General features: G+C 33.3%; 8 protein-coding genes. 3 read left to right on the forward strand and 5 right to left on the reverse strand.

Going from position 1 to position 12337, the window contains the following annotated elements; translation table 11 throughout:
• Positions 1 to 53: 53 nt before the first annotated feature.
• Together parC and parE are read right to left on the reverse strand one after the other, a co-directional pair.
• Positions 54 to 2456 carry a DNA topoisomerase IV subunit A gene (gene parC / locus NST10_RS03410; RefSeq protein WP_339211246.1) on the reverse strand — a complete coding sequence of 801 codons (2403 nt, stop codon included), beginning with the start codon at positions 2454 to 2456 and terminating at the stop codon, positions 54 to 56.
• The gene (parE, locus tag NST10_RS03415) at positions 2456 to 4447 is read right to left on the reverse strand and encodes a DNA topoisomerase IV subunit B (protein ID WP_001574370.1); all 1992 of its coding nucleotides are present in this window, start codon (positions 4445 to 4447) and stop codon (positions 2456 to 2458) included. The genes parC and parE overlap by 1 nt, the downstream gene beginning before the upstream one ends.
• A gap of 205 nt (positions 4448 to 4652) precedes the next feature.
• Between parE and plsY the strand changes: the two genes are divergently transcribed.
• Together plsY and NST10_RS03425 are read left to right on the forward strand one after the other, a co-directional pair.
• A complete protein-coding gene (gene plsY, locus NST10_RS03420; protein ID WP_000972779.1) occupies positions 4653 to 5261 on the forward strand; it encodes a glycerol-3-phosphate 1-O-acyltransferase PlsY in 609 nt (202 codons plus the stop codon).
• 377 nt (positions 5262 to 5638) lie between these two features.
• Positions 5639 to 5935 (forward strand): HesB/YadR/YfhF family protein, encoded by a 297-nt coding sequence (locus NST10_RS03425; RefSeq protein ID WP_001165376.1) that lies wholly within the window; start codon positions 5639 to 5641, stop codon positions 5933 to 5935.
• A gap of 208 nt (positions 5936 to 6143) precedes the next feature.
• On the opposite strand, the gene NST10_RS03430 is transcribed toward NST10_RS03425, so the two are convergent.
• The 3 genes from NST10_RS03430 to NST10_RS03440 form a co-directional block, all read right to left on the reverse strand.
• Positions 6144 to 6611 carry a thioesterase family protein gene (locus tag NST10_RS03430; protein ID WP_000640483.1) on the reverse strand — a complete coding sequence of 156 codons (468 nt, stop codon included), beginning with the start codon at positions 6609 to 6611 and terminating at the stop codon, positions 6144 to 6146.
• 180 nt (positions 6612 to 6791) lie between these two features.
• Positions 6792 to 9497: an aconitate hydratase AcnA gene (gene acnA, locus NST10_RS03435; RefSeq protein WP_000729731.1), complete on the reverse strand. Its 2706-nt coding sequence runs from the start codon at positions 9495 to 9497 to the stop codon at positions 6792 to 6794.
• Positions 9498 to 10064: 567 nt separating this feature from the next.
• Positions 10065 to 11711, reverse strand: coding sequence for a BCCT family transporter (locus NST10_RS03440; RefSeq protein WP_001088983.1), 1647 nt, complete (start codon positions 11709 to 11711; stop codon positions 10065 to 10067).
• Between the two features lie 203 nt (positions 11712 to 11914).
• On the opposite strand from NST10_RS03440, the gene mscL reads away from it, so the two are divergent.
• Entirely contained in the window at positions 11915 to 12277 is a 363-nt protein-coding gene (gene mscL / locus NST10_RS03445) for a large conductance mechanosensitive channel protein MscL (protein WP_000910489.1), read from the forward strand.
• Positions 12278 to 12337: the final 60 nt, after the last annotated feature.

Consider the following 12337-nt stretch of genomic DNA (forward strand, 5'->3'; position numbering starts at 1 on the left):
AAAATTTAACATTACTGTATTTTATCATTTAATTTCGTTATTGCATATAGTTTTTAGCTAATATACATGTCTATTACTTCACCAAAATCATCGGTATCTACAATGAATGAGCCATTTGTATATTGTTCAGATTTATGAATATCATTAATTAAACCATGTTCTTCGTTTGATTTTGAATATAATGTATATTGACTATGTTCACCTGTCACTACATGTGCAGCTACTATACGATGTGGATTTTTCTTTAATTCTTTTAATAAAGTTATTCCACGTTGTGCTCTTTTAGCAACTTGTAAGATTTTAAAACTAATACATTTTAACGAGCCGCGTTGTGTGGCCATCAATATAGTATCATTTTCAGAAACACCTTCTGTCATAACAACGAAATCTTCTGCTTTAAGATTTATTGATTTAACACCAGCTGCCCTTAATCCGGTATCTGATAGTTCACTTGTATTATAAGTTAAAGACATACCTTTATTTGTAATGATGGTAATTAATTGATCTTTTTCAAAGCGCATAACACTAATCAAATCATCATTTTCTTTAACTTTAGTAGCAATTAAAGGTTTATTAAAACGCGTTGTTTTAAATAGAGGCACTGTACTTTTCTTAATCATGCCATTTTGAGTCGCAAAAACATAAAATGCATCTGTATTAAAGTCCTTTTCATTAAAGACATTAATAACCACTTCATCTTCTTCGATAGGAACTATTTGTGATACATGTTGCCCCAATTCTTTCCAACGAATATCTGCTAATTTATGAACCGGTATAAATAGATAACGACCTTTATTTGTAAATACTAGTACGGTATCTTGCGTATTTACTTCTTGATGTTTAAGTAAACTGTCACCATCTTTTAAACCAATATCTTCAACACCGCTAGCATTATAGCTACGAATAGAAGTACGTTTAATATATCCATGACGTGTCATACTTAAAATAACTTCTTCACTAGGCACCATAACTTCTTTGTCAATTTTAATTTCTTCAATTTCTGCTTCAATTAAAGACAGTCGTTCAGATTTGAATTTCTTTTTAATTTCATTCAATTCTTCTTTGATGACATTCAATAATGCATCATGGTTATCAAGAATATGACGTAATTGTTTGATTAATGCTTCAAGTTCTTTATGTTCACCTTCAAGCGCAACTATGTCAGTGTTTGTTAAACGATATAACTGTAACATTACAATTGCTTCAGCCTGTTCTTCTGTGAACTCGTATACTTCGATAAGGTTTTCTTTAGCGTCACGCTTGTTTTTAGAGCTACGAATCAATTCGATTACTTTATCTAAAATTGACAACGCTTTAATCAAACCTTCAACGATATGCATGCGTTTTTCAGCATTATCTAATTCAAACTTCGTTCTATTTGCAACAACCTCAATTTGATGATTTAAATAACTATCTATAATTTGACGAATACCCATCAATTTTGGACGACCATCACTAATAGCGACCATGTTGAAATTATATGAAATCTGTAAATCAGAGTTTTTATAAAGATAATTTTTGATTGATTCACTGTTCACATCTTTTTTCAATTCAATTGCTATTCGTAAACCAGTTCTATCAGTTTCATCACGTACTTCAACGATACCATCGACTTTTTTGTCAGCACGTAATTCATCGATACGTTTTACTAAGCTACTTTTGTTCACTTCATATGGAATTTCAGTAATAATTAACTGTTTACGTCCATTGCGTAAAGTTTCTTCTTCAACTTTAGAACGAACTATAATTCTACCTTTACCTGATTCATAAGCTTTTTTAATACCATCAATACCTTGAATAATACCGCCAGTTGGAAAATCAGGACCTTTAATATATTTCATTAATTGATTGACTGTAATATCCGGATTATCAATATATTTAAGTGTTGCTTGAATCACTTCAGCTAAATTATGTGGTGGTATATCTGTCGCGTAACCTGCAGATATACCTGTAGAACCATTCACTAGTAAGTTAGGAAATCTTGATGGCAATACCATTGGTTCGAGCGTCGTATCATCATAGTTTGAAATGAAGGAAACTGTCTCTTTATTAATATCACGTAATAACTCTTCAGCTAGTAAGCTTAACTTAGCTTCAGTGTAACGCATTGCCGCTGGTGGATCATTATCGATACTACCATTATTACCATGCATTTCTATTAAGACATGTCGTAACTTCCAGTCTTGACTTAAACGGACCATTGCTTCGTACACTGAGGAGTCTCCATGTGGATGATATTGACCAATAACATCACCGACTGTTTTCGCACTTTTACGGAAATTTTTATCGTGTGTATTACCACTTGAATACATTGCATATAAAATACGACGTTGTACTGGTTTTAAACCATCACGAACATCTGGCAATGCACGCTCTTGAATAATATATTTACTATATCTTCCAAAGCGATCACCTAAAACATCTTCAAGTGATAAATCTTGAATTATTTCACTCACTAGATTTCCTCCTCATCAAATTGATCATTTTCAAGCACTTGTACTTCAGAATTATCTAAAATACTTTGGTCCTCTTGCATACCAAACTCAACATGCTTTTCAATCCATTCACGTCTAGGTTGTACTTTGTCACCCATTAATGTTGTTACACGTTTAGATGAACGCACTTCATCTTCAACTTGTACACGAATTAAAGTTCGTGTTTCTGGGTTCATCGTCGTTTCCCATAATTGTTCAGGGTTCATCTCACCCAAACCTTTGTAACGTTGTAACGTGAAGCCCTTACCAAGTTCTTTTTGTAATTTATTAAGCTCTTCGTCTGTCCAAGCGTATTCAACTCGCTTTGTTTTGCCTTTACCTTTTTCCAATTTATAAAGTGGAGGTAAAGCAATAAATACACGACCTGCTTGAACAAGCGGTTTCATATATTTGAAGAAGAATGTTAACAATAGCACTTGAATATGCGCACCATCAGTATCAGCATCAGTCATAATAATTACACGATTATAGTTACTATCTTCAATTTTAAAGTCAGTACCAACGCCTGCCCCGATTGTGTGGATAATTGTATTAATTTCTTCATTTTTAAAAATATCTTCCAGACGTGCTTTCTCTGTATTAATTACCTTACCACGTAATGGTAATATCGCTTGGAATTTGCGGTCTCGTCCAAGTTTTGCTGAACCTCCCGCAGAATCACCTTCGACTAAATACAATTCATTTTTATCTGTATTTTTACTTTGTGCAGGTGTTAATTTACCAGATAGCAAAGTGTCTTTACGCTTGTTTTTCTTACCTGAACGAGCATCTTCACGAGCTTTACGTGCAGCTTCCCTTGCTTGTTGTGCTTTAATTGCTTTTTTTACAAGTGATTTAGACAATTGTCCTTTTTCTTCTAAATAGAATGGTAATTTGTCTGCAACTACTGAATCAACAGCACTTCTTGCTTCAGAAGTACCCAATTTAGATTTCGTTTGTCCTTCAAATTGTAGTAATTCTTCTGGAATACGTACAGACACAACAGCTGTTAAACCTTCACGAATATCATTACCGTCTAAGTTTTTATCTTTTGTTTTAAGTTCATTAATACGACGTGCATAATCATTAAATACACGTGTCATTGCTGTTTTAAAACCAACTTCATGTGTACCACCATCTTTAGTACGTACATTATTTACAAAACTTAAAATACTTTCTGAATATTGATCATTATATTGGAAAGCTACGTCTACCTCTATACCATTTGCTTCACCTGAAAATGTAGCCACGTCATGCAAAACTTCTTTTCCTTCATTGACATAACTAACAAATTCTTTGATTCCTTCTTCATAATGGTAATGCTCTTGACGCTCTTTACCACTGCGTAAATCATTAAGCGTTATTTTTAAATTTTTCAATAAGAACGCAGACTCTTGTAGTCGTTCACTTAAAACATCAAAATTAAATGATGTAGATGCTTTAAAAATTGTGTCATCAGGTTTAAATGTTACTTTGGTACCTGTTTTCTTAGTTTTACCTTTTTTCACTAAACCAGAAGATGGCGAACCACCGTTTTTAAAACTTTGATGATATATATTACCATCTCGATGGATTTCAACTTCAAGCCATTCACTCAATGCATTTACAACTGAAGCACCAACGCCGTGAAGACCACCTGAAGTTTTATAGCCGCCTTGTCCAAATTTACCTCCTGCATGTAAAACAGTAAAGATAACTTCGACTGTCGGTTTACCTGATTTATGTATACCTGTTGGCATACCACGTCCATTATCTTCTATAGAAATACTACCATCTTTATTAATTGTTACATCTATTTCGTTACCGTAACCATTCAATACTTCATCGACGGAGTTATCGACAATTTCATATACTAGATGATGTAATCCCCGTTTATCAGTTGATCCAATATACATACCAGGTCTTTTACGAACTGCTTCTAACCCCTCTAAAACCTGTATTGAATCATCTGAATAATTATTTTGTTTATTCATTGCCAATGATTTCGCCTCCTGCAAACGTACGTTCGTTTTTAAAACTATACAATAGTTATTCTTATATAAATCAGCGTAAAATGCAAGTGTCAATTAACTTTCATAGCTTAATTCCATATATTAATCCCCGTTTTTAAAAATTTTAGCCGTAATTTAAACGAATATGATAAAATAGTCCTAAGATATTAAAGGATGTGTAATATTTATGATGATAATCGTCATGTTACTACTAAGTTATCTTATCGGCGCTTTCCCAAGTGGATTCGTAATTGGAAAATTATTTTTCAAAAAAGATATTAGACAATTTGGTAGTGGTAATACTGGCGCTACTAATAGCTTTAGAGTATTAGGTCGTCCTGCAGGATTCTTGGTAACATTTCTAGATATTTTCAAAGGGTTCATAACTGTTTTCTTCCCTTTATGGTTACCAGTTCACGCAGATGGCCCTATTAGTACTTTTTTTACAAATGGTTTAATTGTAGGCTTATTCGCTATACTTGGACACGTTTACCCAGTTTATTTAAAATTCCAAGGTGGCAAAGCTGTTGCAACTAGTGCAGGTGTCGTCTTGGGAGTCAACCCGATACTATTACTAATACTTGCAATTATCTTCTTTATTGTATTGAAGATTTTTAAATATGTTTCTTTAGCAAGTATCGTTGCAGCAATTTGCTGTGTGATTGGCTCGCTTATCATTCAAGACTATATTTTATTAGTCGTTAGTTTCTTAGTTTCAATCATATTGATAATTAGACATCGCTCTAATATCGCAAGGATTTTTAGAGGCGAAGAACCTAAAATAAAATGGATGTAACAATTTTTTGACATTAGTCCATCATTGCATATTTTTTTGCAGTTGATGGATTATTTTATTTTTGCAAAAACAATTTTTTTAACTTAAAATTCAACTATACTTAGTTTTTTTACAAGAACATTTGAGACCGAGACATAAATCAATGTCATAGGTTCCACAATGTTATATTAGCTGTAGTTGACAGAACGAAATGCGCTTATAACTAGCTTTTTTCAATTCTGGTCGGCGGTCCCAACATAGAAGCTTATGGAAATTCAGCTTACAATAATGTGCAGGTTGGGGTGGGCTCCAACACAGAGAATTTCGAAAAGAAATTCCACAAACAATACGAGTTTGGGCCCACTCCCATTCTGTAATAAATATAGGAGGTCATTGTTATGCAAATAGAACTTACTGATGCAGCAGTAACTTGGTTTAAAAATGAACTTGAGTTACCTGAAAATAATAAAGTGCTCGTGTTTTTTGTAAGATATGGTGGCGAATTCCAACTCAAGCAAGGATTTAGTCCTGCTTTTACAGTTGAACCAAAGGAAGATGTTGATATTGGCTATGAACAACAATATGACGATTTAAATGTTGTCGTAGCGGAAAAAGATTTGTGGTACTTTGAAGATGACCACATTATTGTAAATGTAGTTGATCACGAAGATGAAATTTCTTATTCCAAAAAATAACTAAAATAAAACGAACTTGTTTACACATTCTGATGTGTACTGAACCTCGGAAGTTGTACTTTGGTTTAGCACATCTGATGTTGTATGAACAAGTTCGTTTTTGCTATATATATTAGCTTATCTTCACGCTAATTATGTTAATGTTAACGTATTGACTATTTTTTATAGATTAAATATTAATATTGCCTCTCCAAACATTTATAGTAACTTATAAAGAATCAATACCATCCATTATCTCTACTATTTTCCCTTCATTATTGAGCGCTTGCACTTTACTATAGGCTTCATGCCAATCTGGGAAATAACGATCCAACCGTATAGGCTTAAAAGTATCTTCTTTAATGCAAATCAATTCTGTGGAACCTGTAGTTGCAAGTTCACCTTTTTCATTAAAAATCTCATATTTATACACTGAACGTAATCTCGAATATTTTTCAACCCAAGTTTTAACTTTAACTTTTTCTGGATAAAAAATAGACTTTTTATAATTGACATTGAGGTCAGTCACAGGTGAAATGATTCCTTGTTTTTCCATATCAGCATAACTAAAACCTAACTTCGATATATAATCCAACCGCGCAACTTCAAACCAAGTTGCATAATTCCCGTGATAAATTACACCCATCTTATCAGTTTCAGCATAACGCGCTTCTATTTCTGTAATACTATATATCATTTTAAGCCTTCTTTCAGTTTAACTTTATATCTCATTCTAACATAAAATACAAGAAGAGGCCGGCCAAGAACACAAAGGTTTTGAACCGACCTATTAAATCATAAAGTTTATAGAGCTATTTTTAGAGCACTATCAAAGTGCCTCAAATACCGATAAAAAATTTACTGTGATACCTATTTTTTATTGCGCTAATTTATTTCTTAAAACCATTTGTAAAATACCACCGTGGCGATAGTAATCCATTTCAACAAGTGAGTCAAAACGAACCATAGCGTCAAATTCTACCAAATCACCATCTTGCTTCTTAGCAGTAACTTTGACGTAGTCATGTGGTTGAACATTTTCATCAATATTAACAGAAATTTCTTCTGTACCATCTAGACCAAGAGAATCAGCTGATTCACCTTTTTTAAACTCTAATGGTAATACACCCATCATAACTAAATTTGAACGATGGATACGTTCATAACTTTGTGCAATAACCGTTTTAACACCTAATAAGTTTGTACCTTTTGCTGCCCAGTCACGAGATGAACCCATACCATAATCGTTACCAGCTAATACAACTAAACCTGTACCATCTTCTTTATATTTCATTGCAGCATCAAAGATAGGCATTACTTCATTTGTTGGCCAATAAGTTGTAAAACCACCTTCAGTACCTGGCGCTAATTGGTTTTTAATACGTATATTAGCAAACGTACCTCGAACCATTACTTCGTGATTACCACGTCTTGAACCATATGAATTAAATTCACGAATAGGCACTTGGTGATCTTGTAAATATTTACCAGCTGGCGTATCTTTACCAATTGCACCTGCTGGAGAGATGTGGTCAGTTGTCACAGAATCACCGAATTTACCCATAACACGTAAACCATTTAACGGAACAATCGTACCCGGTTCTTTAGATAATCCTTGGAAGAATGATGGATTTTGAATGTATGTTGAATTAGGATCAAAGTCATATAGAGGTTGATCAGTTACATCAATCTCATTCCATAATTCGTTGTTATTGTATACGTTATTATATTCTTCAATAAATAATTCAGGTGTTACAACACTATCAACGGTATCTGAAACTTCTTTAATTGATGGCCAAATATCTTTCAAATATACATCTTCACCGTCATTACCTTTACCAATAGGTTCATTTTGTAAATCAATATCAACCGTTCCAGCTAATGCATAAGCAACAACTAACTGTGGTGAAGCTAGGTAATTGGCTTTAACAAGAGGATGGATACGACCTTCAAAGTTACGGTTACCAGATAATACAGATGTCACTAATAGGTCCTCATCAGCAATCGCTTTTTCAATTTCTGGTAATAAAGGACCTGAATTACCAATACAAGTTGTACATCCATAACCAACCAAGTTGAAGCCTAAATCATCTAAATAGGGTTGTAAGCCAGCACCTCTTAAATATCCGGTAACAACTTTTGATCCTGGTGCTAGAGAAGTTTTAACGTATTCAGGAACTTTCAAGCCTTTTTCAACTGCTTTTTTAGCAACTAAACCTGCACCTAACATTACATAAGGGTTAGATGTATTTGTACATGATGTAATTGCTGCTATTGCAATATCACCTGTTTTCATTGTAGCTTTTGATCCATCTTTGAAGTTAATTTCTGCTTTCTTATCAAATTCACTTTTATCTAAACCGTGTCCTTGGTTGCCCGCTGGAGCTGTTACAGAATTTTCAAATGATGATTTCATATCACTTAAGAAAATTAAATCTTGAGGACGTTTTGGTCCTGAAAGCGATGCTTCAACTGTTGATAAATCCAATTCGATAACATCTGTATAATTAGGATCTTCTTTTTCAACATCAAAGAACATATGGTTTTGTTTCAAATATTCTTTTACAAGCGCGATATGTTCGTCTGATCTACCAGTTAACTTCATATATTTAAGAGATTCATCATCAACTGGGAAGAATCCGCAAGTTGCTCCATACTCAGGTGCCATGTTTGCGATTGTAGCACGGTCTGCTAGTGGTAAATGTTGTACACCTGGACCAAAGAACTCTACAAATTTGCCAACAACACCTTTTTTACGTAGCTCTTGAGTTACTCTCAACGCTAAATCAGTTGCTGTTGCGCCTTGTGGTAATGAATTTACTAGTCGTACACCAATAACCTCTGGAATTGGGAAATAAGAAGGTTGTCCAAGCATTCCAGCTTCAGCTTCAATACCACCAACACCCCATCCTAGTACGCCAATACCATTTATCATTGTTGTATGTGAATCAGTACCAACTAATGTATCTGGAAATGCAGTTTTTTCACCATCTACATCACGAACATGTACAACACTTGCTAAATATTCTAGGTTAACTTGGTGAACTATTCCAGTTGCAGGAGGAACTGCATTGTAATTATCAAATGCTTTCGTTGCCCAATTTAAAAACTGATAACGTTCATAGTTACGTTCAAATTCTAATTTCATATTACGTTCAAGTGCTTCTGGGTTTGCATAGCTATCCACTTGAACTGAGTGGTCAATAACTAAATCCACCGGTACTTCTGGATTAATTTTAGTAATATCTCCCCCAACGTCATCCATTGCTTTACGTAAAGAAGCTAAATCAACTACGGCTGGTACACCTGTGAAATCTTGTAAAATAACACGAGAAGGTTTAAATGGTACCTCGCCTTCATTTCCATCTTTTCCAAACTGACTTAAAGCTTTAATATGATCGTCTGTAATTACAAAATCATCTTCTTGACGAAGTAAAGATTCTAACAAAACACGAATTGAATAAGGTAATTTCGAAACTTTAGTAATACCTTGCTCTTCTACAGCTTTTAAATCATAGTAAGTATAACTTTGGCCATTCAAGTCAAAATGTTTTTTTGATTGCTCTTTAAAATTTGCAGCCATTTAATGATCCCCCTTGATACATTTTTATATTTATATGCCTTGATTAAATTGTATTATTATATTTATTGATAAACAACTCATCATGCTTAGAAAACGCTTAATTTAGGTTTTGACTTTTTAATCAGAGTATATAAGTAAAACTTATCATGCAGGTAAGGTGTAATAAGTATTTTTTATTAATTGAGAATAATTATCAATTTCGTGAATGATTCAATTCAATTTTTAAACGTATTATTTCATTGAGCAGAAAGAAAATTATTGCGTCAAACTTTAAAATTTCTTTTCAATGTCATTCTTTTGATATACACATACCGAAATATGTTTAGTTAATTTTTGTTTATACCGTCGTACATCACTTTAGCTTTGTCAAACCCCTTACTATTAAGTTGTCATAAATAAACCTATTTTAAAATATAAAAAAATCGAGAATTCGTAGTTTAATAACGAAATTCTCGTTCTTATCATTTTGAATATACTCAATTTTCCACAAAAATAAACAAGTAGTATATCTGTTCTAGCTACTAGAATGACATACTACTTGTTATTAAAATACTTGACTAAATTTTATTAGTTATCTTTTTTCTCTATATTTCTACGTGACTGACGCTTTTCAAGAATGTCAGATTCATAATCTTCTTGTTGACTCTTGATATATTCTTGTAAGCGGTGTTTATTCGGAGTCAATGTTAAACCTAGGAATTTACGTTCCTGGTTTGCATCCTTGTAGAAACTTACCATCATGAGTATGACGACAAAGGAGAATGGGAATGCACTTATAATTGCAGCACTTTGAATCGCATTTAAAGCTTCAGCACCGTTACCGCCACCAGCTAATAAAAGTACAAATGCTATTAAGGCCTGTGAAATTCCCCAAACAACTTTTACCATTCTAGATGGATTTAATGAACCAAATGTTGTTTGCATTCCTAATACAAATGTTGCTGAGTCAGCAGATGTAATAAAGAATGATGCAATTAATAATAATGCAATCAACGATAAAACAATGCCAAATGGCACATGATTAAACACTCCAAATAGCTGTGTTTCAGGAGTCATATCAAAAATTTCTTTGTATTTCTTACCTGTCTCGATGCCTAATACACCAAAGACACTAAACCATACAAAACTAACAATTGCTGGAACTAGCAAGACACCAGAAATGAACTCTCTAATTGAACGTCCTTTTGAAACTCGTGCAATAAACACACCAACGAATGGGCTCCAACTTAACCACCAACCCCAGTAATAAAGTGTCCATGAAGACATCCATTCACGTTTTTGAGGATTTAAAGCAGCTGTATCAAAACTATTAAACAAGAATGTGTTTAGTAAACTACCCGTAGAGCTAGTTAACATATTTAAAATAAGAACAGTTGGTCCAACAATTAAAGCAGCTACCATTAAAATAGTACCTAAACCAATGTTCAAGTTACTTAAGTATTGAATACCTTTACTTAATCCAGACCATGCACTTGCTATAAATAAGATAGTAACAACAATGATGATAATCGCTTGTACAAACGTATTGTTTGGAACATTGAACAAGTAATGTAAACCACCATTAATTTGTAGAGCACCCATACCTAACGAAACAGCTACCCCAACGATTGTCGCAAATACAGATAAAACGTCAATAAAAATCCCAATAGGACCTTCTACTTTATCACCTAAAAGAGGACGTAAAGTTCTAGATAATAAACCTGGTTCACCTTTACGGAATTGCGAATATGCCAACGCTAACGCAACAACACCATAAACAGCCCAAGCATGGAATCCCCAATGGAAAAATGTTGAACGTAGGGCTTCAGTATAAGCTTCAGTAGTTTTGGGATCTGCCGTAGGTGGCGTAGCAAAGTGCGCCATCGGTTCAGCTGCACCATAAAACACCAAACCTATCCCCATACCAGCACTAAACAACATAGCAAACCATGAAATTGTATTAAACTCAGGTTTGTCATTTGGTTTACCTAGTTTAAGTTTTCCAATAGGACTAAAAATAAGGAATATACAGAAGAACACGATAATCGTAGTAAGAATAAGATAATACCAACCTAACTTTTCTGTAATCCACATTTTAATATTATTGGTAACATAGTTGAATTGTTCAGGTAAAAATGCACCAAGTAATACGACTATAGCAACAACAATTGCACTATAGATGAAGACTGGTGAATACTTCTTTCCATTTGGATTCTCTGGTGAAGAAGAATTCATAATTAATTACTCCCTTCAATTCTATATTTAATTTTATGTAGTAGAATAAAAATATTATCTAAACATTTTATTCAATAACTCACGCACCTTTATAGGATAACAAAGGTCTTTGCGATAATCAAATTTTCTTAAATAATCTATTTTCTAATTTTTTTATTTGTTGTATAATTGAGGTTACATTTAAAAAAGAGAGGTTGAGTGTAATGTTAAAAGAATTCAAAGAGTTCGCCTTAAAAGGTAACGTCTTAGATTTAGCAATTGCTGTTGTGATGGGTGCAGCTTTCAACAAGATTATATCTTCATTAGTAGAAAATATCATTATGCCATTAATTGGTAAAATTTTCGGATCAGTTGATTTTGCTAAAGAATGGTCATTCTGGGGTATTAAATATGGTTTATTTATCCAATCTGTTATCGACTTTATTATCATCGCGTTTGCTTTATTCATCTTCGTTAAGATTGCAAATACCTTAATGAAGAAAGAAGAAGCCGAAGAAGAAGCAGTTGTGGAAGAAAATGTTGTGTTATTAACTGAAATCAGAGATTTATTACGTGAGAAAAAATAATTTTTAAATAAAAAGAGATGGGCTAAGGTTGTTCTATACATTCCAAAGTACCATCTCTAT

It is taken from the genome of Staphylococcus sp. FSL W8-0305 (genome assembly GCF_037966415.1).
Taxonomy (GTDB): Bacteria; Bacillota; Bacilli; order Staphylococcales; family Staphylococcaceae; genus Staphylococcus; species Staphylococcus aureus.

Excerpts from the sequence above, each read along its gene's own strand:
- NST10_RS03440 (WP_001088983.1), bottom strand. The coding sequence starts at position 11,711 with ATGAATTCTTCTTCACCAGAGAATCCAAATGGAAAGAAGTATTCACCA.
- NST10_RS03430 (WP_000640483.1), bottom strand. The coding sequence starts at position 6,611 with ATGATATATAGTATTACAGAAATAGAAGCGCGTTATGCTGAAACTGAT.
- plsY (WP_000972779.1), top strand. The coding sequence starts at position 4,653 with ATGATGATAATCGTCATGTTACTACTAAGTTATCTTATCGGCGCTTTC.
- acnA (WP_000729731.1), bottom strand. The coding sequence starts at position 9,497 with ATGGCTGCAAATTTTAAAGAGCAATCAAAAAAACATTTTGACTTGAAT.
- NST10_RS03425 (WP_001165376.1), top strand. The coding sequence starts at position 5,639 with ATGCAAATAGAACTTACTGATGCAGCAGTAACTTGGTTTAAAAATGAA.
- mscL (WP_000910489.1), top strand. The coding sequence starts at position 11,915 with ATGTTAAAAGAATTCAAAGAGTTCGCCTTAAAAGGTAACGTCTTAGAT.
- parE (WP_001574370.1), bottom strand. The coding sequence starts at position 4,447 with ATGAATAAACAAAATAATTATTCAGATGATTCAATACAGGTTTTAGAG.